The organism is Pseudomonas sp. IT-P395, assembly GCF_949767675.1.
Lineage (GTDB): Bacteria > Pseudomonadota > Gammaproteobacteria > Pseudomonadales > Pseudomonadaceae > Aquipseudomonas.
The window spans coordinates 158,195-182,276 of the sequence record NZ_CATKPW010000006.1 but is presented as its reverse complement, the minus strand read 5'-3'; the positions used below and the strand labels follow the sequence as shown (position 1 = coordinate 182,276).

At 60.1% G+C, this 24,082-nt stretch carries 18 protein-coding genes; 5 read left to right on the top strand and 13 right to left on the bottom strand.

The window, feature by feature from the left end; translation table 11 throughout:
* Nucleotides 1-16 precede the first annotated feature (16 nt).
* Together ACM6IN_RS06080 and ACM6IN_RS06075 are read left to right on the top strand one after the other, a co-directional pair.
* Nucleotides 17-511 carry a M48 family metallopeptidase gene (locus ACM6IN_RS06080; protein ID WP_414915595.1) on the top strand — a complete coding sequence of 165 codons (495 nt, stop codon included), beginning with the start codon at nt 17-19 and terminating at the stop codon, nt 509-511.
* A gap of 24 nt (nt 512-535) precedes the next feature.
* Nucleotides 536-832 carry a winged helix-turn-helix domain-containing protein gene (locus ACM6IN_RS06075; RefSeq protein ID WP_007913779.1) on the top strand — a complete coding sequence of 99 codons (297 nt, stop codon included), beginning with the start codon at nt 536-538 and terminating at the stop codon, nt 830-832.
* Nucleotides 833-1,032: 200 nt separating this feature from the next.
* On the opposite strand, the gene ACM6IN_RS06070 is transcribed toward ACM6IN_RS06075, so the two are convergent.
* The gene (locus tag ACM6IN_RS06070; RefSeq protein WP_038358715.1) at nt 1,033-1,485 is read right to left on the bottom strand and encodes a GNAT family N-acetyltransferase; all 453 of its coding nucleotides are present in this window, start codon (nt 1,483-1,485) and stop codon (nt 1,033-1,035) included.
* Nucleotides 1,486-1,740: 255 nt separating this feature from the next.
* On the opposite strand from ACM6IN_RS06070, the gene ACM6IN_RS06065 reads away from it, so the two are divergent.
* Nucleotides 1,741-2,478 carry a substrate-binding periplasmic protein gene (locus ACM6IN_RS06065; RefSeq protein WP_007913782.1) on the top strand — a complete coding sequence of 246 codons (738 nt, stop codon included), beginning with the start codon at nt 1,741-1,743 and terminating at the stop codon, nt 2,476-2,478.
* 112 nt (nt 2,479-2,590) lie between these two features.
* Here the strand turns inward: ACM6IN_RS06065 and yccS are convergent, their stop codons facing one another.
* From yccS to betI, 9 genes are all read right to left on the bottom strand, one after another.
* The gene (gene yccS, locus ACM6IN_RS06060) at nt 2,591-4,783 is read right to left on the bottom strand and encodes a YccS family putative transporter (protein WP_414915594.1); all 2,193 of its coding nucleotides are present in this window, start codon (nt 4,781-4,783) and stop codon (nt 2,591-2,593) included.
* A gap of 254 nt (nt 4,784-5,037) precedes the next feature.
* Nucleotides 5,038-6,216 (bottom strand): NAD(P)/FAD-dependent oxidoreductase, encoded by a 1,179-nt coding sequence (locus ACM6IN_RS06055; protein WP_414915593.1) that lies wholly within the window; start codon nt 6,214-6,216, stop codon nt 5,038-5,040.
* Nucleotides 6,217-6,347: 131 nt separating this feature from the next.
* Nucleotides 6,348-7,685, bottom strand: a complete 1,338-nt coding sequence (dbpA, locus tag ACM6IN_RS06050) for an ATP-dependent RNA helicase DbpA (protein ID WP_230669476.1) — start codon at nt 7,683-7,685, stop codon at nt 6,348-6,350.
* Nucleotides 7,686-7,813: 128 nt separating this feature from the next.
* Nucleotides 7,814-9,241, bottom strand: a complete 1,428-nt coding sequence (gene mdtD / locus ACM6IN_RS06045) for a multidrug transporter subunit MdtD (RefSeq protein ID WP_007913788.1) — start codon at nt 9,239-9,241, stop codon at nt 7,814-7,816.
* A 140-nt stretch (nt 9,242-9,381) separates the two neighbouring features.
* Nucleotides 9,382-10,719 carry a TldD/PmbA family protein gene (locus ACM6IN_RS06040; protein WP_414915592.1) on the bottom strand — a complete coding sequence of 446 codons (1,338 nt, stop codon included), beginning with the start codon at nt 10,717-10,719 and terminating at the stop codon, nt 9,382-9,384.
* On the bottom strand, nt 10,719-12,161 hold the full coding sequence (locus tag ACM6IN_RS06035) for a TldD/PmbA family protein (RefSeq protein ID WP_414915591.1): 1,443 nt from the start codon (nt 12,159-12,161) through the stop codon (nt 10,719-10,721). Before ACM6IN_RS06035 ends, ACM6IN_RS06040 begins: the two co-directional genes overlap by 1 nt.
* Before the next feature lie 283 nt (nt 12,162-12,444).
* The gene (betA, locus tag ACM6IN_RS06030; RefSeq protein ID WP_414893077.1) at nt 12,445-14,148 is read right to left on the bottom strand and encodes a choline dehydrogenase; all 1,704 of its coding nucleotides are present in this window, start codon (nt 14,146-14,148) and stop codon (nt 12,445-12,447) included.
* 180 nt (nt 14,149-14,328) lie between these two features.
* Nucleotides 14,329-15,801, bottom strand: coding sequence for a betaine-aldehyde dehydrogenase (gene betB, locus ACM6IN_RS06025; protein ID WP_123376206.1), 1,473 nt, complete (start codon nt 15,799-15,801; stop codon nt 14,329-14,331).
* A gap of 88 nt (nt 15,802-15,889) precedes the next feature.
* Entirely contained in the window at nt 15,890-16,483 is a 594-nt protein-coding gene (gene betI, locus ACM6IN_RS06020) for a transcriptional regulator BetI (RefSeq protein WP_007918292.1), read from the bottom strand.
* A 429-nt stretch (nt 16,484-16,912) separates the two neighbouring features.
* Between betI and betT the strand changes: the two genes are divergently transcribed.
* Nucleotides 16,913-18,910 (top strand): choline BCCT transporter BetT, encoded by a 1,998-nt coding sequence (gene betT / locus ACM6IN_RS06015; protein WP_007918294.1) that lies wholly within the window; start codon nt 16,913-16,915, stop codon nt 18,908-18,910.
* 240 nt (nt 18,911-19,150) lie between these two features.
* Here the strand turns inward: betT and choV are convergent, their stop codons facing one another.
* The 3 genes from choV to ACM6IN_RS06000 all read right to left on the bottom strand — a co-directional run bounded on the left by choV (nt 19,151) and on the right by ACM6IN_RS06000 (nt 22,182).
* The gene (choV, locus tag ACM6IN_RS06010) at nt 19,151-20,329 is read right to left on the bottom strand and encodes a choline ABC transporter ATP-binding protein (RefSeq protein WP_007918297.1); all 1,179 of its coding nucleotides are present in this window, start codon (nt 20,327-20,329) and stop codon (nt 19,151-19,153) included.
* Nucleotides 20,326-21,171, bottom strand: a complete 846-nt coding sequence (gene choW, locus ACM6IN_RS06005) for a choline ABC transporter permease subunit (protein ID WP_007918299.1) — start codon at nt 21,169-21,171, stop codon at nt 20,326-20,328. Before choW ends, choV begins: the two co-directional genes overlap by 4 nt.
* A 66-nt stretch (nt 21,172-21,237) precedes the next feature.
* Nucleotides 21,238-22,182 (bottom strand): choline ABC transporter substrate-binding protein, encoded by a 945-nt coding sequence (locus ACM6IN_RS06000; RefSeq protein ID WP_007918300.1) that lies wholly within the window; start codon nt 22,180-22,182, stop codon nt 21,238-21,240.
* Nucleotides 22,183-22,619: 437 nt separating this feature from the next.
* Here ACM6IN_RS06000 and ACM6IN_RS05995 point away from each other — a divergent pair, with 437 nt between their 5' ends.
* Nucleotides 22,620-23,996, top strand: a complete 1,377-nt coding sequence (locus tag ACM6IN_RS05995; protein ID WP_095112759.1) for an L-serine ammonia-lyase — start codon at nt 22,620-22,622, stop codon at nt 23,994-23,996.
* Nucleotides 23,997-24,082: the final 86 nt, after the last annotated feature.

Here is a 24,082-nt window from a genome sequence, read left to right as displayed (position 1 = left end):
ACCGTGTCGCTTGTCCATGACTGTGTTGAAGTACCTCCAGGCCTATCCCGCGCAATTACAGGATCAGGTGCGCCAATTGATCGCCGAAGGGCGTCTGGGTGATTACCTGAATCAACGCTATCCGGGACGGCACGACGTGCAGAGCGACAAGGCTTTGTACAGCTATGCGCTGGACTTGAAGCAGGAATACCTGCGCAACGCGCCGGCCATCGACAAGGTGCTGTTCGACAATCGCCTCGACCTGACGCACCGCGCCCTCGGTCTGCACACCACGGTGTCGCGGGTGCAGGGCGGCAAGCTCAAGGCCAAGAAAGAGATTCGTATCGCCTCGTTGTTCAAGGACGCCGCGCCGGACTTTCTGAAAATGATCGTGGTGCATGAACTGGCGCATTTCAAAGAGTCGGATCACAACAAGGCGTTCTATAAATTGTGTGAGCACATGCTGCCGGGGTACCACCAGGTCGAGTTTGATCTGCGCGTGTACCTGACGTGGCGGGATCTGCAGGCTTAACAGTACGCAATCAGGAAGGTGTGGATGGACGTCAGCAAGACCAAAAGCAGTTTCTACCGCCGCTTGTATGTGGCGTACCTGATCGACAGCGGTCTGGCGCCGAGTGTGCCGACGCTGACCGAAGTGACCGGCATGCCCCGGCGCACGGCGCAGGACACGATTGCGGCGTTGGCGGATCTGGATATCGTTTGTGAGTTCGAGCAGGAAGAGGGCGCGCGCAATCACGCCGGGCGCTATCGGATTCGCGAGTGGGGGGCGATTGATCGGGGGTGGATCGAGCGCAATTTGCGGCAGATCAAGGCTGTTCTGGAGTATCCCTGAAGAGCCCCTCATCGGAACGCCGCCCGCCCAGCCCTCTCCCGGAGGGAGAGGGAGCCGATTGGGGGATATTTGAGAGTTACGCCGACGTGAGCGAGCGCCGTTGAATCCATAATCGACTCGGTTTTTCAGGTCGGCGGATAGCGCAGCACAACTCGGTCAGTCCCCTCTCCCTCCGGGAGAGGGCTAGGGTGAGGGGCTGTTCAGGCACGACGCATCCCGATGTGTGGAATGTCATCCTCCAGATACTCTTCACCCGCCACAACAAACCCGTACTTGCCGTAATACCCCTGCAAATGCGCCTGTGCCGACAGATAGATCGGCACCTGCGGCCAATGCTTTTCAGCCTGTTTCAGCGCCTGCTCCATCATTTCGTGCCCCAGCCCTTTGCCGCGCCCCTGCGGTGCAGTAATCACCCGGCCGATCACCACGTCGCCGCCCTGGGATTCCGGATCCAGCAGGCGCAGGTAGGCCATCAACTGATCATCTTCCCAACCCATCAGGTGATAGGTATCGCCTTCCAGATCCTGACCGTCGAGGTCCGGATAAGCGCATTTCTGTTCAACCACGAACACGTCCGAGCGCAGCTTCAACAGCGCGTACAGCTGTTCCTTGCCCAGATCACTGTGATGTTTGCAGACCCATTCGATTGTCATTTGCCGATTCCTTGAACGTGTCGCCCGATACTAAGCGCCTGCGGCAAAGATGTCTTTATGGCGTAAGAGTCTGTGACAAAGGTCAAAATGCCATCATTCCTTTCTCGCAGTCTCGGCGACTTTGTGTAATCTGCTGAAGAGCCCTGTGCACTGGCTGCAATGAGCTAATGTTAGGGCCTGGGTTTTGCCGGTAAGGGGCCTTGGGGTTTTGGCTGAAAACATGCTGGGCAACCTGCCCGCTAAGGATTTTCAAGCATGCCGCGTTTGCATCGAGCCTTTGCTTTGGTCGGATTGCTCTTGCTGGCTCAGACTGCTGCAGCGGAGAAGCTGCGGCTGGTGTTTGATATCTGGCCACCCTTTACCGACGACACGCTGGTCAACGGCGGACTGGCCACCGACATCGTCACGACTGCCCTGGCCCGGGCCGGTTATGCCAGCGGCTACGAACAGGTGCCTTGGGCGCGGGCGCTGCTCGGTGTCGGCGAAGGCCGCTACGACGTGTTGGTCAACGCCTGGTACAACGATGAGCGGACCAAGCTGGGCGAGTTTTCCGGGGAATACCTGCTCAACCGCATCCGCTTTCTCAAGCGCAAAGACACGCCACTCGATTATTCCAATCTGCAGCAATTGCACACGTACCCGATTGCGGTGGTGCGCGGCTATGCCTATTCGGCGCCGTTCGATGCCGACACGGCGTTGCAGAAAGTCCCTGTGCATAACTTCGCCATGGCCGTGCGCATGCTCGCGGCGGATCGGGTCAAGTTGACGCTGGAGGATGAGTATGTGGCGAAGTATTACCTGGCGCGCGAATCAGCCAAGGTGCGCAATTCAGTGGAGTTCTTGCCCAAGCCGTTGAGTGAGAACAGCCTGCACATTCTGGTGAGCCTGAAGAATCCGCAGCATGAGCAGATTGTTGCAGGGTTTGATAAGGCGATTGCGGCGATGAAGGCGGATGGCAGTTATGACAAGTTGTTGAGGCAGCATGGGATGTGAGGGTCGATCCAGAATTCTCTGTGTGGCAGATGTCGCTATCGCGAGCAGGCTCACTCCTACAATTTGGAATGCGTTCCCCTGTAGGAGTGAGCCTGCTCGCGATGACGCCCTGTCAACCGCCGCTGATTTCTGAGGTGTCCTTGATCAGATGCGCCGCCAACGTCCGCAACGGCCCCAACTGCCGGCAGATCAACGCCAACTGCGTCTGCACCAGCCGCTGCCCCTCATCGATCTCATCGGCCATCTGCTCCAGCTCATTGGCCAGCGCTTCTTCCTCGTCACTCTGAATCGCCACCGGCTGCTTGTTCGCCAGCCCTTGGGCGATTTCATCAATGCTCGTCGCCAGTTTCACCCCGGCGCCATCGATCAAATGCTCGCGCACATCCGCCGGCAACTGCGTCTCGCGATGCGCGCCAAGTCCTGACAGATAACTCAACAACGTGTGCGACAACACCAGAAAGCGGAATCCAACATCCGCTTCCTTACGGAAATGCCCCGGCTCCATGAGCATGTTTGCCAGTGTCGTCGACAGCGCCGCATCAGCGTTGTGCGCATTGCGCCGGGCCAGCCGATACGCGAGATCGTCGCTCTTGCCCGCGGCGTATTGCTGCATGATCTGGCGCAGGTAGATGCTGTTGCAGGTCAGGGTGTTGGCCAGCACTTTGTTCAGGCGTCGACCCTGCCAGTCCGGCAGGAACAGGAATACCGTCAGGCCGGCAATCAGGCTGCCCAGCAGCGTATCGAACAGGCGTGGCAGGAACAGTCCGTAACCGTCACCGACCTGGTTGAAGCAGAACAGCACCATGATGGTGATCGCCGCCGTCGCGAGGGTGTAGCGGGTGGTGCGGTTGGTAAAGAACACCACGCCGGCGGCGATGGCAAAGCACGACTGCACCAACGGACTCGGGAACAGATCGAACAGCGCCCACGCCACGGTCAGGCCGATAGCGGTGCCAAGGATCCGCTGACCGAGTTTGCGCCGCGTCGCGCCATAGTTCGGCTGGCAGACGAACAGCGTGGTGAGGATGATCCAGTAGCCTTGCGACGGGTGAATCAGGTGCACCATGCCGTAGCCGATACTCAGGGCCAAGGGCAGGCGCAGGGCATGACGGAACAACAGAGAAGTCGGCGTCAGTTGCGTGCGCAGGCGCACCCAGACGTCTTTGAGGTTGCGCGGCGAACGGTCGAGCAGGCTGCTGTCGGTCGCATCGGCCAAGGCATCCGGGTTGCTCGCGTCGCTGAGCAAACGATCGAGGGTGCCGAGGTTGGCCGCCAGTGCGCGCAGCGAACGCAGCAATCCGCGCCAGGCCGGATTGCTCTGGATGCGCAGGTGTTCGAGGGAGGCGTCGAGGTCGCTGAGGGCTTCGGCGAAACTCGCGTCATAAATAAATGGCTGGCGCATCTGGATCGATTCGGCCAGAGCGCGGCAGGCCTTGCCTTGCTGGCGCAACAGGCGTTGGCAGCGGAACAGCACGTCGCTGTGGAAGAACGCTTCGGCCAGCGCGTTGTACGGGTAGTGCGAGGAGCTGGCGCGTTCGTGGATGTCTTGCGCGAGGAAATACAGCTTCAGGTAGCGGCTGACTTTCGAGCCGGGGCGGCCGTTGCCGACGCGGTGCAGGATGATTTCCTTGGCACTGTTCAGCGCCGCCACCACGCGACCGTTCTGCTGGGCCAGTTCCAGACGCCGCGCTTCCACATCCATTTGCCGGATCGGCTCGAACAGCGAGGATTTCAACTTCAGGTAAAAGCCCAGCTCACGGAATAATCGCGCCAGACTTTGTTGCACCGGCTGGTTGGAAAACAGCGCCTGCCACAGCACCGAGAGCAAGCCGTACCAAGCCGCCCCGGCCACCAGCAGCATCGGCTCGTGCCAAAAATCGGTGACCGCGCCACCGCGCTGATCAACGCCGATCATTGTGTATACGGACAGAATCAACGTCGCCGAAGCAATCGCGCCATAACGCTCGCCGAGTGCTCCGAGCATGGTCAGGCCGAAACTGGCCAGCGCCAATGCAATGGCAAACACGATGGGGTAGGGGAAGAGCAATTCCACCGACAGTGCGGCGATGCTGAAGCACACCAGTGTCACGGCGAGGGCGTTGAGGCGGCCCTGCCAACTGTCGTCGGTCTCGGCCAGGGCGCTGGCGATAATCCCCAGGAACAACGGGATCAGCAGGCCCATTTCATCCTGATACCAACACAGCGCCATGCTGCCGGTCAGGGCGATGAACACCCGCACGCTATAGCTGAATTTATCCAGCGCCCACAGGCGCCGCAAAGACTGACGAAACGAGGTCGAGGACATGAAGTGCGAAGGCCTTCCGAGGCGATGCCGCTAAATTGAGCCAGTAATGACGCCGACGCAATGGCGCCGATCACATCTGACAGCAAAAAGTGTTCCTTTGAGATCTTGTGTAGAACTAAATCTTGAATTGGGCACGGAACCCTGTGGGAGCTGGCTTGCCAGCGATGGCTGCATGACAGTCAACAATGATGTTGGATCTGCCGGCCTCATCGCTGGCAAGCCAGCTCCCACAGGTTTTTGTATTTAGCTTTGAATTAAGCGTACTGCGCGGCGGCGTAGCCCGAGGCCCAGGCCCACTGGAAGTTGAAGCCGCCCAGATGCCCGGTGACGTCGAGGACTTCGCCGATGAAGTACAGGCCGGGGCTTTTCAGCGATTCCATGGTTTTCGACGACACTTCGCGGGTATCGACGCCACCGAGTGTTACCTCGGCGGTGCGATAACCCTCAGTCCCCGCCGGCACGACTTTCCAGCTGCCGAGCTTCTCGGCGATTTCCGCCAGTTCAGCATGGGTGTACTGCTTCATCGGCTTGGACACGAACCAGTTATCTGCCAGCAAATTGGCCATCTTCTTGGTGAAAATCTCACCCAGCAAAGTTTTCAATTCACTGTTCGGGCGCTCGGCCACTTGCTGTTGCAGCCAGCTCGCCGCGTCGTGATCCGGTAGCAGGTTGATTTCCACCGTGTCGCCGGATTCCCAGAACGAGGAAATCTGCAAAATCGCCGGACCACTGAGGCCTCGGTGAGTGAACAGGATGTTCTCGCGAAAGCTCTGATCGTTGCAGCTGACCAGACAATCCACCGAAGTCCCGGACAACTCGGTGCACAGTTCTTTGAGCTGGTCGGTGATGGTGAACGGCACCAGGCCGGCGCGAGTCGGCAGCAATTCATGGCCGAACTGCTTGGCGACTTGATAACCAAAACCGGTAGCGCCCAGCGTCGGGATCGACAGACCGCCGGTAGCGATCACCAGCGACTCGCACTGGATCTGACCGAGGGTGGTGTCGAGCAGGTAACCGCTTTCGACCTTTTCGATGGTCTGGATCGAGGTATCCAGGTGCAACTCGACGCCGGCCTGATCGCACTCCGTCAGGAGCATTTCGAGGATATCGCTGGATTTGTTATCGCAGAACAGCTGACCGAGTTTCTTCTCGTGGTACAGCACGGCGTGTTTTCCGACCATGCCGATGAAATCCCACTGGGTGTAGCGCGCCAGTGCGGATTTGCAGAAATGCGGGTTCTGCGAGAGGAAATTGCTCGGCTCGGTGTACATGTTGGTGAAATTGCAGCGGCCACCGCCCGACATCAGGATTTTCTTGCCGGCCTTGTTCGCATGGTCGAGCAGCAACACCTGACGCCCACGCCCGGCGGCGGTCAGTGCACACATCAACCCAGCGGCGCCAGCGCCAATGATCACGACTTCGGTAGAGCGCAAAACGGTGTCCTCACACAATGATCGTTCCCACGCTCTGCGTGGGAATGCCGCCATGGACGCTCTGCGTCCGTTGTTATGTGACGCGGAGCGTCACGGGATGCATTCCCACGCAGAGCGTGGGAACGATCAGGTCAGAGGATGCGGACGCGCAGCGAGCGGCCCTTGATCTTGCCGTCGTTCAAACGCTGCAAGGCCTGCATGGCCACGGTGCGGTCAACAGCCACATAAGCCTGGAAGTCGAAAATCGCGATCTTGCCAACCTGCGCACCCGGAATACCGGCATCACCCGTCAGAGCACCCAGAATGTCGCCCGGGCGAACCTTGTCTTTACGGCCCGCGCCGATGCACAGCGTGGTCATCGGCGGTTGCAGCGGGGCAAGGCCTTGGGACTTGAGGTTATCGACCTGATCCCAGTTCAGCGGCGACTTCTGCAGCTGCTCAATGGCTTGCGCGCGGTGCGCTTCGCCCGGAGCAACCAGGCTGATCGCGATGCCTTTCTCGCCAGCGCGACCGGTGCGGCCAACGCGGTGAATGTGGATTTCCGAATCGCGGGCCAGTTCGACGTTGATCACCATGTCCAGCGCATCGATGTCCAGACCACGGGCGGCGACGTCGGTGGCGACCAGTACCGAGGTACTGCGGTTGGCGAACATCGCCAGCACCTGATCGCGATCACGCTGTTCCAGATCGCCGTGCAGGCCGACGGCGGAAATGCCTTTGGCGGTCAGGTGATCAACGGTTTCCTGAACTTGCTGCTTGGTGAAGCAGAACGCCACGCAGGACGCCGGACGGAAGTGGTGCAGGACTTTGGTCACTGCGCTCATGCGATCTTCCGGGGAAATCTCGTAGAAACGCTGCTCGATCTGCGTGTCATCGTGGAACGCTTCGGCTTTCACCGTTTGCGGATCACGCATGAACTTCGACGCCAGTTGCTTGATGCCCACCGGGTAAGTCGCGGAGAACAGCAGGGTCTGACGACGCTCCGGGGTCTTGACGATGATGTCTTCGATGGCATCGTAGAAACCCATGTCGAGCATGCGGTCGGCTTCGTCGAGAATCAGCGTGTTCAGGCCGTCGAGGACCAGCGAACCCTTGCGCAGGTGCTGCTGGATGCGCCCCGGGGTGCCGACGATGATGTGCGCCCCGTGCTCCAGCGAAGCAATCTGCGGGCCGAACGACACGCCGCCGCACAGGGTCAGGACCTTGATGTTGTCTTCGGCACGGGCCAGACGACGGATTTCCTTGGCGACCTGGTCGGCCAGCTCACGCGTCGGGCAGATCACCAGTGCCTGGCAACCGAAGTAGCGCGGGTTGATCGGGTTGAGCAGGCCGATGCCGAACGCGGCGGTCTTGCCACTGCCGGTCTTGGCCTGGGCGATCAGGTCCATCCCCTTGAGGATCACCGGCAAGCTCTGCGCCTGGATCGGCGTCATCTGGGCATAACCGAGGGATTCGAGGTTAGCCAGCATGGCGGCGGACAGCGGCAGAGTATTAAAAGCGGTGGCGATGGTGGTCACGGGACTGGCCTGCAAAACAAAATGTCGCGCAGTGTAGCAGCCCCGTGCCACTTTCTTCGAAAGTTCTGGACGAACAGTGGTTAATGTTCGATGTGTTCTTCCGGGCGTTTGGCGCGGCGGCCGTCTTCCTTCGACAGTTGCGAGAAGATCGTCGCGGCAAGCATTGCCATGATCCCGACCGTGACGAAGGTCAGCTGGAAGGCACCGAGCACGGTTTCCACGCCATCGTTACCGATCTCTGCGGTAAACCCACCGAGCAACGCACCCGCGCACGCCACCCCCAGACTCAGCGACAACTGCGCGACCACCGAGAGCAAGCTGTTGCCACTGCTGGCGCTGGCATCGTCGAGATCAATCAGCGTCACGGTGTTCATCGCCGTAAATTGCAGCGAGTTGATCGCGCCGAGAATCGCCAGCAGGCACAGCAGCAGCCAGTACGGCGTCTGCTCGCTGACCAGGCCCATGCTCGCCAGCATGATCCCCAGTGCCAAGGTGTTGCCGGTGAGGACGATGCGATAGCCGAGCCGTTCGATCAGCGGTCGCGCCACCCACTTGGCGATCATCGCCGCCGCCGCCAGCGGCAGCATGCTCATCCCCGCTTGCGACGGCGAATAGCCCAGCGCCACTTGCAACAGCAACGGCACAAGAAACGGTAGAGCACCGCTGCCCAAACGGGCGAACAGGTTGCCGAGAATACCGACGGCAAACGTGCGGGTCTTGAACAGCGACGGTGCGAACAGCGGGTTTTCAATGTGCCCGGCGCGCAACCAGTACGCCGCCAGACAGGCCATGCCACCGAACAGCAGCAACATCACGCGCAGGTGCGGCAAGTGCAGTTCGCCGAGGCCTTCCATGGCGATGGTGATCAGGATCATCGCCGCGCCGAACAACAGAAAACCCAGACTATCGAAGCGCGTACGCTCAGTGCCGCGCAGGTCGGGAATGAACTTCCACACCGCGTAGCAGCCGATCACGCCGACCGGCAGGTTGATCAGGAAGATCCAGTGCCACGTCAGGTATTCGACCATCCAGCCGCCCATGGTCGGGCCGATCAACGGGCCGAGCAGGCCGGGGATGGTGATGAAACCCATGATCCGCACCAACTCGGATCGTGGATAAGCGCGCAGCACGACCAGTCGGCCGACCGGCAGCATCAGCGCACCGCCCAGACCCTGAATGACCCGGGCGCCAATCAGCATGCTCAGGCTGCTCGACAGCGCGCAGAGCAGTGAGCCGAAACTGAACAGCAGAATCGCGCCGAAGAAGATTTTCTTGGTGCCGAAGCGGTCGGCGATCCAGCCCGAAGCCGGGATCAGCAAGGCCACAGTGAGCATGTAGGCGATGATCACACCTTGCATACGCAAGGGATCTTCGGCCAGGTCGCGAGCCATGGCGGGCAGGGCGGTATTGAGGATGGTCCCGTCGAGGGACTGCATGAAGAAAGCGATGGCGACGACCCACGGCAACCAGCGGGCGGTGATGGCGTCGAGAGGCGGGCGGTTGGGCATGGAACCTCTTGTCGTTGGGGTTAATGATCGTTCCCACGCTCCGCGTGGGAATGCCTCAACGGACGCTCCGCGTCCGCTTTTGGCTGGGACGCAGAGCGTCCCCGGCTGCATTCCCACGCAGAGCGTGGGAACGATCACCGTCAGAGGGTCAGGGTTAAACGGCTGACCAGCGCCCCCGGCAGTAACGCCGACGAGGTATTGCGCTGGCTGTACGTACTCGCCGACAGCAGCAACTCGCGCTCGGCGGTCAACGCTTCCAGCTGCGAACCGAGCAGGCTGTAGGCGCTATCGTCAAAGCGCATGGTGCTCACCGGCGCCTGAATCTCGCCGTTCTCGACCCAGAAGGTCGCGAAACGGGTCATGCCAGTCATGCGCGCGGCCGGTTGATCCGAGTAGTTCAGGTACCACAGGTTGCTGATGTACAACCCGGTGCCCAACTGCTTGAGGATCTCTGCTTGCGCCAGATCACCCGCTGCCATGTTCAACGCACTTGGCATTTCACCGCCGCCGGCGCCGTTGGCGGCCAGGCCATATTCGGCGGCGCTGCGCGAACCGACCAGTTGATCGCCCGCTTTGCCTTCGACGATCAGCCGCAGATCGCTGCGCGGATAACCTTCGCCGGAAAACGCCGGGCTCAGCGATTCACTGACTTTTTCATCCAGCGACAGCAGCGGACTGAAGGCCTGATCGCCGACATACAACTTCTGCAACGGGCTGCTCTTGCTCGCGATTGACTGCGCCGAGAAACCGCCCCAGCTCAGCATGCCCATGATTTCTTCCAGCGCCGCCGGTGCCAGATACGCACGGTACTGCCCCGGCGCCAAGGTGCGCAGCGGGCGGCCGAGAAACTCCAGTTGCTCACGTGCCTGAGCAAAGCGCTTGGCGAAACCTTCGCTACTCCAGTCATGCCCGGCGTAGCTGGCTTTCACCGCTTCACCGTTCTCGTGGAACAGGCTGAAATCGAAGTTGAAGCTGTTGGCCTGATGCCAGCCAAACGCTCCCGAAGAACTGGCGAAGCCACGGCTGATCGGGCCGGCGGCATAGAAGCCAACCAAGTCCAGACCCTCAGCGGCAGCACAGATTTCATCGACCACCTGTTCAGTGTCCGGCAGCGGATGTTCCTGCACGTTCTGGCTCTGCCAGCCGTTGTGGTTGAGCAACAGATACGGATCCTGCGGCAGCAACGGCAGGGTTTCGCGCAGTTGTTGCAGACCTTCGGCAAGCCGTTGCAGATCGCCTTCCTGATCACCGGACAGGGTGACCTGAAGGTCGGCGTGGCGACCATCGTTGATCAGTTTCAGGACGATATTGGCCTGCTGCACTTGTCCGGCCTGACGTACCTTGGCGTGATTGAAACGCACGAACGCCGAGGATTCGGCGGCAAAGCTGAGGGTGAATTGTTCCGGCTCGCGCACGCTGTCGCGCAGCCACTCGACCATGACCTTGAAGGCGTCGGACTGACTCTTCGAAATGCTCATCAGGCGTCTCCCCCAAACACATCAACGTTGCTGAATACGCAGGCCGGCGAAGCGTGGCCGACGCGGATCACCTGGTTCGGTTCGCCCTTGCCGCAGTTCGGCGTGCCCAGCACCTTGACGGTGTTGGCGTCGCCGACGGCGCGCAGGCTTTTCCAGAAGTGCGCGGAAATCGCCCGGTAGTTCGGGTTTTTTACTACGCCTTTGAGTTCGCCGTTTTCGATCAACTGGCCCCATTCACAGCCGAACTGGAATTTGTTGCGCGCATCGTCGATCGACCAAGAACGGTTGGTGCTCATCAGAATGCCGTTCTCGATGCCTTCGATCAGTTTGTTCAGTGGCTGATCGCCCGGCTCGATATTAAGGTTGGCCATGCGATCGATCGGCGCACGGTTCCAGCCGCAGGCGCGGCTGTTGGCAACGCCATCGAGACCGGCGCGGAACTGCGACAGCGCCCCGCCCAGCGGACGCAGCAACAGGCCATCGCGGATCAGGAATTGTTTGCTGGCCTTGCTGCCGTCGTCATCGTGGCCATAGCTGGCCAGTTCTTCGGGAATGCCTGGATCGAAGGTCACGTTGAGTAGTTTGGAGCCGTATTGCAGGCTGCCGAAGTCGCTGGCTTTGACGAAACTGGTGCCGGCGTAATTGCGTTCGTCGCCGAGAATGCGGTCGAGTTCCAGCGGGTGGCCGATGGATTCGTGGATCTGCAGCATCATCTGGTCCGGCATCAACAGCAGGTCGCGCGGGCCTTGCGGGGTGTTCGGCGCAAGCAGCAATTGCAGGGCCTGATCGGCAACTTGCGGACCGGCGCCGATCAAACCGCAACGGCTGATCACGTCAGCGCCGCCCTGTTGGCCGAAGTTCTCGCGACCGAGGCTGCGAGTCTGGCTGTCGTTGCCGTCGTAAGCGGTGACGTCGAGGCCTGGATAAACGAAGCGCTGGGCCTGGCGCAATTCAGCCCCGGCGCTGCTCAGGTAGATCTGTTCGACGTGGGTGATGCCAATGCTCACCTGCCAATTCACCAGGCGCTCATCCTTTGGCACCGAGGCGGATTCCGCGCCGAGCAGCTCAAAGCATTCGCTCAGGGACGGGAAGGGTTGTTCGAGATTGGGCGAAAAGTAATCAGCGCGATCGCTGGACACTGGCTGATCGCGCAGGTCGAGCAAGGCGTGCGGCTTGAGCCGACGGGCTTGCAGCTCGGCGCGTTCGAGGGCGGCTTGCAGACCTTGTTGCGACAGATCGTTGGTCGCCGCGTAGGCCTCAACACCATTGACCCGAACGGTGAGCATCGCGCCTTCGTCGCGGCTCAGGCTCGGCGGTTCGGCGACGTTTTTACGTACCGACAGGTACTGCCCGGACTCGCTTACGTATCGCAGGGAAAAGAACTCAGCGCCCGTGCGCAAGGCAGCGAAGCGCTGCTTGAGCTGGGGGTGGAAATCGAACATTCGGGAACCTCCTTGTCAGGGGGAAGCGGGGTGAGGCTACTCGGCGGGGAGGGGTGAAACGGTTGCGCGAGGTCTAGAGTAGGCCTGCGTGGGGGTAGGATCAAGTGAAGAGGGGGTGTAGGGGGATTTACTGTGCAGCGAGGGAATTTGTGCTGAATCTGAGGGCCCCATCGCTGGCAAGCCAGGCTCCCACAGGTTTTTTGGTGAACACAATATGTGTGAACGACGCAAAACCCTGTGGGAGCTGGCTTGCCAGCGATTAGCCGTGACGCGGTATTACGTCTTACTGAGCCGCCGGGGTGATATCACGCATCGGCTTGCCCTTCACCGGCGCATCGCCCGCCACGTAGTAAGCAGCATTGCTGCGCGGCAGTGGTTTGCGACCACGGATCTTGTCGGCGATTTTCTCGGCGATCATGATCGTCGGCGCGTTGAGGTTGCCGGTGGTGATGATCGGCATGATCGAGGCATCGACCACACGCAGGCTCTGCATGCCGTGCACGCGACCTTCGCCATCAACCACAGCCATCTCGTCGGTGCCCATCTTGCACGAGCAGGACGGGTGGAACGCGGTTTCGGCGTGCTCGCGGATGAACTTGTCCAACTGCTCATCGGTTTGCACTTCGATACCCGGGCTGATTTCGCGGCCACGGAAAGCGTCGAGTGCCGGCTGCTGCATGATTTCACGGGTCAGGCGGATGCCGTCGCGGAATTCCTGCCAGTCCTGCTCGGTAGCCATGTAGTTGAACAGGATGCTCGGGTGCTGGCGCGGGTCTTTCGATTTGGCCTGGATGCGACCACGGCTTGGCGAGCGCATGGAACCCATGTGCGCCTGGAAACCGTGCTCTTTCACACCGTTGCTGCCGTTGTAGTTAATCGCCACTGGCAGGAAGTGGTACTGGATGTTCGGCCATTCGAATTCCGGACGCGAACGGATGAAACCGCCGGCTTCGAACTGGTTGCTGGCGCCGATGCCGGTGCCGTTGAACAGCCACTCGGCACCGATGGCCGGCTGGTTGTACCAGAGCAGCGACGGGTACAGCGAAACCGGCTGAGTGCAGGCGTATTGCAGGTACAGCTCAAGGTGATCCTGCAGGTTTTCACCGACGCCCGGCAGGTCGTGAACGACCGGAATGTCGAGCGACTTCAGCAGTTCGGCAGGACCGACACCGGAGCGCTGCAGAATCTGCGGCGAAGCGATGGCGCCGGAGCACAGCAGCACTTCTTTGCGCGCTTTGACTTCGACGCGCTCTTCGGCGTCGCCGACCAGGTAACGCACGCCAACGGCACGCTTGCCTTCAAACAGAATTTTGTCGGTCAGGGCGTGGGTGACGATGGTCAGGGTCGAACGCTTTTTCGCGGTGTCGAGGTAGCCACGGGCGGTGGAGGCACGACGGCCGTTCGGCGTCACGGTGCGGTCCATCGGGCCGAAGCCTTCCTGCTGGTAACCGTTCAAGTCTTCGGTGCGCGGGTAACCGGCTTGTACGCCAGCTTCAACCATGGCGTGGAACAGCGGGTTGTTGCCAGCCTTCGGCGTGGTCACGCTGACCGGGCCTTCGCCACCGTGGTAGTCGTTCGGGCCGATGTCGCGGGTTTCGGCTTTGCGGAAGTACGGCAGGCAGTCGAGGTACGACCAGTCTTCCAGACCTGGCAGTTTTGCCCAGCCGTCGTAGTCCATGGCGTTACCACGGATGTAGCACATGCCGTTGATCAACGAGGAACCGCCGAGGCCTTTGCCGCGACCGCATTCCATCCGGCGACCGTCCATGTGTGGCTCTGGATCGGTTTCGTACGCCCAGTTGTAACGACGACCTTGCAGCGGGAACGCCAGTGCAGCCGGCATTTGCGTGCGGAAGTCGAAACGGTAGTCCGGGCCGCCTGCTTCGAGCAGCAGAACGGTGACGCCAGCGTCTTCAGTCAGACGGGTCGCCAGGGTGTTACCGGCCGAGCCGGCACCGATGATGATGTAATCGAATTCTTGGGACATTGAATGCACCCTCTTTGATAGTGGTCAGGTCGGACCTTGGCGAGTGCTGTGCACTCGAATCGCTGGCAAGCCAGCTCCCACAGGGATTGGGGGCTGCCACAAATTGGATGGACGACTCCAAGCCTGTGGGAGCGGGCTTGCCCGCGAAGAGGCCTTCGCGGGCAATGCAAATCTCGGGTCTTAGAACACCGAAACGTAATCGCCCAGCTCGACCTGTACCGATTTGATGCGGGTGAAGTTGTTCAGCGAGCTGATGCCGTTCTCACGGCCGACACCCGACTGCTTGTAACCGCCAACCGGCATTTTTGCGTCGGACTCGCCCCAGGCGTTGATCCAGCAGATACCGGCTTCCAGTTGATGAATCACGCGGTGCGCGCGGTTCAGGTCTTTGGTGACGATACCGGCGGCCAGGCCGAAGTCGGTGTCGTTGGCGCGGCGGATCACTTCTTCTTCGGTTTCGTAGGAGAGGATCGCCATCACTGGGCCAAAGATTTCTTCACGAACGATGGTCATGTCGTCGGTGCAATCGGTGAACACGGTAGGTGCCACGAATGCGCCTTTGGCGAATTCGCCGTCGGTCAGACGCTCGCCGCCACACAGCACGCGGGCGCCTTGCTCTTTACCTTTGGCGATGTAACCCAGCACGCTTTCCATGTGCGCGAAGCTGACCAGCGGGCCGAAGTTGGTGTTTTCGTCTTCCGGGTTGCCAACGCGGATGCGTGCAACGCGTTCAACGATCTTGGCTTCGAACGCGGCTTTCAGGTGCGCCGGAACGAACACGCGAGTGCCGTTGGTGCAGACCTGACCGGAGCTGTAGAAGTTGGCCATCATCGCGGTGTCGGCAGCGCGATCCAGGTCCGCGTCGTCGCAGATGATCAGCGGGGATTTGCCACCCAGTTCCATGGTCACGTCTTTGAGCGACGAAGCCGAAGCGCTGGCCATTACTTTTTTGCCGGTGTCGGTGCCGCCAGTGAACGAGATTTTCTCGATGCGCGGGTGCTCGGTCAGCCAGGTGCCGACTTCACGGCCGCTGCCGGTCAGTACGTTGAACACACCGTTTGGAACGCCGGCTTCGGTGTAGATCTCGGCCAGTTTCAGGGTGGTCAGCGAGGTGACTTCGCTTGGCTTGAAGATCATCGCGTTACCGGCCGCCAGGGCTGGTGCGGATTTCCACAGGGCGATCTGGATCGGGTAGTTCCACGCGCCGATACCGGCGACAACGCCCAGCGGCTCGCGACGGGTGTAGACGAAAGAAGTGTCACGCAGCGGGATCTGCTCGCCTTCGATGGCCGGTACCAGGCCTGCGTAGTATTCCAGCACGTCAGCGCCGGTAACGATGTCGACGTATTTGGTTTCGGAGAAGGATTTGCCGGTGTCCAGGGTTTCCAGCGCGGCCAGTTCATCGTTGCGCTCGCGCAGGATGTCGACGGCACGACGCAGGATGCGCGAACGCTCCATGGCGGTCATCGCGGCCCAGATTTTCTGGCCCTTTTCAGCGCTGACTACGGCGCGCTCGACGTCTTCCTTGGTCGCACGTTGCACCAGTGCGAGGACTTCACCGTTAGCCGGGTTGATGGCTTCGAAGGTGGCATCGCTGCCGGCGTCGGAGTACGCGCCATCGATGTAAAGTTTTTGCAGTTCGAAACGGGCCATAGTGTCCTCGCAAGTGCATTGGTGGTTGGCGTTGACCACCGCGGTGAGGCTGCGGTGGCGTTCAGGGGCCGAGCGTTTTCTGTGTGCTCTAGCTCACCTTCTTGGCCAATTGGAAATCCATGTATTCGTAAGCGATCTGTTGCGCCTGCGCCGTGTCGAAAGCGTCTCCCGACAAAGCACCGCGCAACCACAAGCCGTCAATCAACGCTGCCAGTCCTCGTGCTGCGCTGCGCGCATCTTCGAGCGACAGCACACGGCGGAACTGGCAGCACAGGTTGGAATACAGACGGTGATCGTTGATCCGCTGCAACCTGTGCAAAGACGGCTGGTGCATGCTGGTGGCCCAGAAGGCCAGCCAGGTTTTCATTGCCGGGCCATTGACCTGGCTGGCGTCGAAGTTGCCTTCGATGATCACCTGCAGATGCGCCCGTGGGCTGTCATCTGCCAGCGCCTGACGGCGCGCGGTGACGCTCTCGCTGAGGGCGGTCATCAGATACCGCATCGTGGCGGCAATCAGGCCGTTCTTGTCCTGAAAGTAATGACTGATGATGCCATTCGAGACACCGGCCAAACGGGCGATCAGCGCAATGCTGGCGTCCCCCATTCCGACCTGATCGACCGCCTGCAAAGTGGCTTCGATCAGTTGTTGGCGGCGGATGGGTTGCATACCGACCTTGGGCATCTTGCACATCTCCTTAGGCCTTCCGAGCGGCGAATGACGCCTATCGGATTGACGGCCAGTCTATTTTGTTTTGATTGAACGTTCAATCAACAAAGAATAAGATCTGCGACAAATCGTCGCTGCCTACAGATTTTTCCTACGTGTAAGTGGCGATAAAACCGACATCTGAAACAGCTCGAAACCTGCGTGGGGCATGGCGCGGTTCGCGATTCGATGGACGTGTTGAAAGGGCAAGACGCTCACGGCCAGGTTTCGGATGAACGTCCGTCCACCTTCGGCCACGAAAGCGATTCGCAGCGCCATTTCGGCAGGTTCGGGCTTTTTTCGGGATGTCTTTATATCACCCGCCGGTCGGCTGCCAACTAACCGATTGGTCGGGTTCCGTGTTGCCTTGTGTTCTTCTCTCGCACTGCCTGGAGCATTTGTGCCATGAGTTCTGCCTCGCTTATAAAGACCCCGCCCGAGAAGGTGACGGTCAACGGTTGGGTGTTTTACACCTCTACCGCGCTGATTCTGTTGTTGACCGCCATTCTGATTATCGCCCCGCAAGAGGCCGGCAGACTGTTGGGTATCGCTCAGGCCTGGTTGTCGCGCAGCTTCGGCTGGTACTACATGGTGGTCATCGCCGCCTACCTGGTGTTTGTGGTGGGCCTGGCGTTTTCCTCGTACGGCAAACTCAAACTGGGCAGCAAGGACGACACCCCGGATTTCAGTTACGGCGCCTGGGCGGGGATGCTGTTCTCGTCGGGTATCGGTATTTCGCTGCTGTACTTCGGCGCGTCCGAGCCACTGGATCACTACTTCAATCCGCCGGAAGGCACATCGGCCAGCAACATGGCCGCGCGTCAGGCTGTACAGCTGACTTTCTTGCACTGGGGCCTGCACGGCTGGGCGATCTACGCACTGGTTGGTCTGGCCGTAGCGTACTTTGCTTACCGGCATAACCAGCCGCTGGCCCTGCGTTCGGCGCTGTATCCGCTGGTCGGCGAGCGTTGGGTCAAGGGTGCGGCCGGTCACGCGGTGGACGGCTTCGGCATGTTCGTGACCCTGCTGGGTCTGGTGACGAACCTGGGGATTGGTTCGCTGCAAGTGTCGTCGGGGCTGGAAAACCTGTTCGGCATGGAACACAGCAACACTAACCTTTTGATCGTGATCATCGTGATGAGCACCGTGGCGACCATCGCTGCCGTGTCCGGCGTGGAAAACGGCATCCGTCGTCTGTCCAACCTGAACATCGTACTGTTCAGCGGTCTGCTGATTTTCGTATTGCTGTTCGGCCCGACCCTGCACCTGCTCAACGGCTTCGTGCAGAACATCGGTGACTACCTCAATGGCATCGTGCTGAAAACCTTCGACCTTTATGTGTACGAGGGCGATAACGCCAAGTCCGAGCGCTGGATGGGCCTGTGGACCCTGTTCTACTGGGCGTGGTGGATTTCCTGGGCGCCATTCGTTGGCATGTTCATCGCGCGTATTTCCCGTGGTCGTACCGTGCGTGAGCTGGTGGCTGGCGTGCTGTTGATTCCGCTGGGCTTTACCCTGGCCTGGCTGTCGATCTTCGGTAACTCGGCGCTGGACCTGGTGATGAACCATGGCGCGGTGGAGCTGGGCAAGACGGCCCTGGAACAGCCGTCGATGGCGATTTATCAATTGCTTGAGCACTACCCGGCGTCGAAAGTCGTCATCGGTGTGTCGATCTTTGTTGGTTTCGTACTGTTCCTGACCCCGGCCGACTCTGGCGCGGTGATGATGGCGAATCTGTCCTGCAAGGGCGGCAACGTCGACGAAGATGCGCCGCACTGGCTGCGGATCTTCTGGTCGGTGGTGATCACCCTGGTGACCATCGGTCTGCTGTTTGCCGGTAACTTCGAAGCCATGCAAACCATGGTCGTGTTGGCTGGCCTGCCGTTCTCGGTAGTGCTGGTGTTCTTCATGTTCGGCCTGCACAAGGCGATGCGTCAGGACGTGCAGATCGAACAGGAGCAAGCGCAACTGGCGGAGCGCGGTCGTCGTGGTTTCAGCGAGCGTCTGACGCAACTGGACCTGCAACCGAGCCAATCGGTGGTGCAGCGTTTCATGGACAAGCAGGTCAGCCCGGCGCTGGAAGATGCCACCGCGCAGATGCGTGCGCAGGGGCTGGAAGTGCAGACGCTGTTGGGTAAATCCAAGCGTTGCATGGGCGTGCGCGTCGAGATGGAAGAGGGCAACCCTTTCGTTTACGAAGTGAGCCTGGACGGCTATCTGGCGACCCCGACTGAATCGGCGCAGTCCGATGAAGCGCGTCAGCGTTACTACCGCGCGGAGGTGTATCTGCACAACGGCAGCCAGGATTACGACCTGATGGGCTTCACGCAGGATCAGATCACGCGGGATGTGCTCGATCAGTTTGAAAGCCATCGGCAGCTCCTTGGCCGGGTGTACAGCTAAAGTCAAAAGCCCCCTCACCCCAGCCCTCTCCCTAAGGGAGAGGGGGAAAGGGAGCAGATCGGGGGCTTTTCAATACCTGAGTTCGACTCGATTTCTCAGGTCGATGTAGCTTGAAAGTACTACTCGGTAGGTTCCTTCTCCCTCTGGGAGAGGGCTAGGCGGGCGGCGTTCCGATGAGGGGCTTTTTTCCTGACCCAATAAAAAGGGATCGCTCACCGCGATCCCTTTTTTTATCCCTCCTTAACCGAGGTTCTTGCCCAGCAACGCGTGATACAACTCGCTGTCGCCCAGGATCCCCACCACATGATTGTCATCGTGCAGCACCAGCTTGTTGCCGGTCTGATAACGAATCTGCAACGCATCGCGCATGCCGATGTTCGAGTCCACCAGTGTCGGCTTGCGCTCCAGGCCTTCCACCGCTTGCCCCGGTGCCCAGTTCTGCAGGTTCAGCACCGAGCCGTTCTGCCGCGCGCCTTTGATGGTGTTGCCTTCGGCCAGGTCCAGCCACGAATCGCCACCCGGATCCAGGCACACCGAACCATTGATGCGTTTGCACTTGTCCAGCGTGCGCATCAGGCTGCGACCGCAGAGCACATTGAGCGGATTGGTGTGTGCGACGAAGGTACGCACATAGTCGTCCGCCGGGTTCAGCACGATCTCTTCCGGCACGCTGTACTGGATGATCCGGCCGTCTTTCATGATCGCGATGCGGCTACCGAGTTTCAGCGCCTCGTCGAGGTCGTGACTCACGAACACGATGGTCTTGCTCAGCTTGCGTTGCAGTTCGAGCAGTTCATCCTGCAGACCCTGACGGATCAGCGGGTCGAGCGCCGAGAACGGTTCGTCCATCAGCAGAATGTCGGCGTCCATCGCCAGTGCCCGCGCCAGACCGACACGCTGCTGCATGCCGCCGGAGAGTTCGTCAGGCTTCTTGTTGCGCCATTGGGTCAGGCCAACCAGTTCGAGTTTTTCATCGACCAGTTTCTTGCGTTCCTTCTCCGGACGACCCTGCATTTCCAGACCGAAACTGATGTTCTCGCGCACCGTCAGCCACGGCATCAGGGCGAACTTCTGGAACACCATGGCGATGCGTTTGGTGCGCATCATTTTCAGCTCGGCCGGGGTGCAGGAGGCGATGTCGATCTGGCGGTTTTCATGCTCGACGAACAGCTTGCCGCGGCTCACGGTGTTGAGGCCGTTGATGCAGCGCAGCAGGCTCGACTTGCCGGAACCCGACAAGCCCATCAGCACGCAGATTTCGCCTTTGTTGATGTCCAGCGAGGCTTTTTCCACGCCGACGATCTGGCCGGTCTTCTTCAGGATCTCGTTGCGCGTCATGCCCTGATCGAGCAGCTTGAGTGCCTCGCGTGGATCTTTGGAGAAGATTACGTCGACGTCTTCGAAGCGAATTATGCTCATGCGTCACCCCCTACTTTGGCGTCGGGTTGTTTGCAGATACGGTCGAGCATGATCGCCAGCAGTACGATCGCCAGGCCCGCTTCGAAGCCCAGGGCGATATCAGCAGTGTTCAGTGCGTTGACCACCGGTTTGCCGAGTCCGTCGGCGCCTACCAGTGCCGCGATCACCACCATCGACAACGACAGCATGATGCACTGGGTGATGCCGGCTGCGATGCTCGGCATGGCGTGAGGCAGTTCGATCCGTGAGAGCAGTTGACGACGCGAGCAGCCAAAGGCCTTGCCGGCGTCCATCAGTTCTTGCGGGACATCGCGGATGCCCAGGTAGGTCAGGCGGATCGGCGCAGCGATGGCGAACACCACCGTGGAGATCAGGCCTGGCACCACACCCAGCCCGAAGAGGGTCAGGGTCGGAATGAGGTAAACGAAGGTCGGTACGGTCTGCATCAGATCGAGTACCGGACGCATGACCGTGTAGAACATCGGTTTGTGCGCGGCGACGATGCCCAGCGGCACGCCGATGACCACGCAGACCAGGGTCGCGAACATGACCTGGGCGAGGGTTTCCATGGTCTCCTGCCAGTACCCCAGATTGAGGATCAGCAGGAAGGAGGCGATGACGAACGCGGTCAGGCCCCATTTACGCTGAATGAAGTGAGCGAGTAGTGCGATCAGGCCAATCAAGACCAGTGGGTTGAACCAGGTCAGCGCAAACGTCACGCCGTGGATCATCGTTTCCAGGGTCACGGCGATTGCGTCGAAGGTGTTGGCGCCGTGTTGCGTCAACCATTCAACGAAGCCCGCGATGTACTGGCCTAAAGGTATTTTCTGATCAATCAGCATGGTAGTGAACGTCCGCATGCAAGGAAATAAACAGCCCGGGCGGGCGAACCCGCCCGGCATAAGCGATTACTGAAGCTTGGCTTTCACGGCCTCCAGGCCAGGTTTACCGTCAATGGTGGTCACGCCAGCGAGCCAGGTATCGAGCACTTGTGGATTCTTTTTCAGCCAGGCCTTGGCGGCCGCGTCAGGCTTCATCTTGTCGTCGAGAATGTTGCCCATCAGTTCGCTTTCCATGTCGACGGTGAACTCCAGGTTCTTCAGCAACTGACCAACGTTGCTGCATTCCTCGGCGTAACCCTTGCGGGTGTTGGTCGCCACGGTTGCAGCACCGAAATCGGGGCCGAAGAAATCATCGCCACCGGTCAGGTATTGAATCTTGAAGCGCTTGTTCATCGGGTGCGGCGCCCAGCCGAGGAAGACCACCGCTGTGTCGCGTTTTTGCGCGCGATCCACCTGCGAGAGCATGCCCGCTTCCGATGATTCGACGACTTTGAAACCGGCGGTCTTCAGGCCGAAGGCGTCCTTGTCGATCATGCTCTGGATCAGACGGTTGCCGTCGTTGCCAGGCTCGATGCCGTAGATCTTGCCGTCGAGCTCTTTCTTGAATTTGGCGATGTCGGCGAAGTCATGCAGACCTTTGTCATACAGGGCTTGCGGCACGGCGAGGGTGTATTTGGCGCCCTTGAGGTTGGTGCGCACGGTTTCCACGGTGCCCGCGTCGCGGTAGGCCTTGATGTCGTTTTCCATGGTCGGCATCCAGTTACCGAGGAACACGTCCATGTTCTTGCCATCGGCCAGCGACTTGTAGGTCACGGGCACGGAGATCATGGTGGTCTTGGTCTTGTAGCCGAGGGCGTTGAGCACGACGGAGGTGGTGGCGGTGGTGGCGGTAATGTCGGTCCAGCCGACATCAGAGAAGTTAACGGTACTGCACTGTGCCGGTTCTGCAGCTTGCGCCAGTAACGGCAGACTCAGCATGGCGGCCAACAACAACGACGGGGAACCTTTCATGGATGGACTCCTTGGTGTTTTTTTTGGCAGTGTTCCGACTGTGGACCACCGCACTTATAGGTTGCGGTTGGATGGCGTTCTGGAGACAGCTCTACCACGGCGCCTTGCAATCGAGTCATAACGATCATGTACCAGTGAAAATCTGACGCCTACAGGGGGGGTCGTATCCAGTACAGGGATGGTCGCATCCAGTGTCAGTGACGTCGCTTACAGCTTTTTTCAGCCCCGAATGGCCATCTGAACCGTACAAAAACGGCGAAAAACCGGGGCGAAAACGGCGCGGCGCTGGTGGACATGAGTGCGTCGGTGTCAGACGCCGTGCGTCCGGACAAAAGCCTGATGATGCGGGCATTCCGGCGGATCGCAGCTTGAGCGTAGCAGCTCCGCCAGCGGGCGCTTTTGCGTCCCGGACCGGCATCCTCAGGAGCTCTGCAGCAATGGCTATCAGTGTTTTCGACCTGTTCAAAATCGGCATCGGCCCTTCCAGTTCCCACACCGTCGGACCCATGCGCGCCGCGGCGTTGTTCGTCGAGTCGCTACGGGACAAGCACCAACTGGAACAGGTGCGCCGTATAGAAGTGCAATTGTTCGGGTCGCTGTCTGCTACCGGTATCGGTCACGGCAGCGACAACGCGGTGATCATGGGCTTGATGGGCGAGTGGCCGGACGCAATCGACCCGTCGCAGATCGGCCCGCGCATCCAGGCCCTGCGTGAAACTCATACCCTTCTATTGGATGGTCGTTTGTCGGTGCCGTTTGTCTGGGCGCGGGACATGCGCCTGATCGACGAGAACCTGCCGTTCCACCCCAATGCCATGACGATTGTGGCCGAGGGTGATCACGGCGAACTGCATCGCGACACCTACTATTCGGTGGGCGGTGGTTTTGTCGTCGATCAAGCGCAGGCGTCCAGCGGCGTCGTTGATCTGGATCGCACTGAATTGCCTTATGACTTTTCCAGCGCGGTCGAGTTGCTGGAGTTGTGCAAGCGGAACAATCTTCGCGTCGCTGAATTGATGATGGCCAACGAAAAAGTCTGGCGCAGCGAGGAAGAAATCCGCGCCGGGCTGATGAAGCTGTGGCGGGCGATGCAGGATTGCGTCGAGCAGGGTTTGAAACACGAAGGCATCCTGCCCGGCGGATTGAATGTGCGTCGGCGCGCGGCGAAGTTGCATCGCAGTCTTCAGGAGTTGGGCAAACCCAATGTGATCGGCTCGACGCTGAGCGCGATGGAGTGGGTCAATCTGTTTGCGTTGGCTGTTAATGAAGAAAACGCGGCCGGCGGGCGCATGGTCACGGCGCCGACCAATGGCGCGGCGGGGATCATTCCGGCAGTGTTGCACTACTTTATGAAGTTCAGCGAAGCGGTGACTGACGCCAACGTGGTCGATTACTTCCTCGGTGCAGCGGCGGTGGGGATTCTGTGCAAGAAGAATGCTTCGATCTCGGGCGCTGAGGTGGGCTGTCAGGGCGAAGTCGGTTCTGCCTGCGCGATGGCGGCGGCGGGGCTGGCGGAGATTCTTGGCGCTACGCCGGAGCAATTGTGCAACGCGGCGGAGATTGGCCTGGAACATAACCTTGGGCTGACCTGCGATCCGGTCGGTGGTCTGGTGCAAGTGCCGTGCATCGAGCGCAATGCGATTGCGGCGGTGAAGGCGATCAACGCGGCGCAAATGGCGTTGCGTGGGGATGGTCAGCACTTTATCTCGCTGGACCGGGTGATCCGCACCATGCGCGATACCGGTGCGGATATGCATGACAAATATAAAGAGACATCGCGAGGTGGGTTGGCGGTCAGCGCGGTGGAGTGCTGAGACCGCGTTGCCCCAATCGCGAGCAGGCTCACTCCTACAGGGGAACGCATTCCAATTGTAGGAGTGAGCCTGCTCGCGATAGCGTC

What these genes read in the sequence shown, in the direction of transcription:
- betI (WP_007918292.1), bottom strand. Translation starts at nt 16,483, where the DNA reads ATGCCCAAGGTCGGTATGCAACCCATCCGCCGCCAACAACTGATCGAA.
- choW (WP_007918299.1), bottom strand. Translation starts at nt 21,171, where the DNA reads ATGCTGATTGATCAGAAAATACCTTTAGGCCAGTACATCGCGGGCTTC.
- dbpA (WP_230669476.1), bottom strand. Translation starts at nt 7,685, where the DNA reads ATGCTGGCTAACCTCGAATCCCTCGGTTATGCCCAGATGACGCCGATC.
- betT (WP_007918294.1), top strand. Translation starts at nt 16,913, where the DNA reads ATGAGTTCTGCCTCGCTTATAAAGACCCCGCCCGAGAAGGTGACGGTC.
- ACM6IN_RS05995 (WP_095112759.1), top strand. Translation starts at nt 22,620, where the DNA reads ATGGCTATCAGTGTTTTCGACCTGTTCAAAATCGGCATCGGCCCTTCC.
- choV (WP_007918297.1), bottom strand. Translation starts at nt 20,329, where the DNA reads ATGAGCATAATTCGCTTCGAAGACGTCGACGTAATCTTCTCCAAAGAT.
- ACM6IN_RS06080 (WP_414915595.1), top strand. Translation starts at nt 17, where the DNA reads ATGACTGTGTTGAAGTACCTCCAGGCCTATCCCGCGCAATTACAGGAT.
- ACM6IN_RS06040 (WP_414915592.1), bottom strand. Translation starts at nt 10,719, where the DNA reads ATGAGCATTTCGAAGAGTCAGTCCGACGCCTTCAAGGTCATGGTCGAG.
- yccS (WP_414915594.1), bottom strand. Translation starts at nt 4,783, where the DNA reads ATGTCCTCGACCTCGTTTCGTCAGTCTTTGCGGCGCCTGTGGGCGCTG.
- ACM6IN_RS06075 (WP_007913779.1), top strand. Translation starts at nt 536, where the DNA reads ATGGACGTCAGCAAGACCAAAAGCAGTTTCTACCGCCGCTTGTATGTG.
- ACM6IN_RS06070 (WP_038358715.1), bottom strand. Translation starts at nt 1,485, where the DNA reads ATGACAATCGAATGGGTCTGCAAACATCACAGTGATCTGGGCAAGGAA.
- mdtD (WP_007913788.1), bottom strand. Translation starts at nt 9,241, where the DNA reads ATGCCCAACCGCCCGCCTCTCGACGCCATCACCGCCCGCTGGTTGCCG.
- ACM6IN_RS06000 (WP_007918300.1), bottom strand. Translation starts at nt 22,182, where the DNA reads ATGAAAGGTTCCCCGTCGTTGTTGTTGGCCGCCATGCTGAGTCTGCCG.
- ACM6IN_RS06065 (WP_007913782.1), top strand. Translation starts at nt 1,741, where the DNA reads ATGCCGCGTTTGCATCGAGCCTTTGCTTTGGTCGGATTGCTCTTGCTG.
- ACM6IN_RS06035 (WP_414915591.1), bottom strand. Translation starts at nt 12,161, where the DNA reads ATGTTCGATTTCCACCCCCAGCTCAAGCAGCGCTTCGCTGCCTTGCGC.
- betB (WP_123376206.1), bottom strand. Translation starts at nt 15,801, where the DNA reads ATGGCCCGTTTCGAACTGCAAAAACTTTACATCGATGGCGCGTACTCC.
- betA (WP_414893077.1), bottom strand. Translation starts at nt 14,148, where the DNA reads ATGTCCCAAGAATTCGATTACATCATCATCGGTGCCGGCTCGGCCGGT.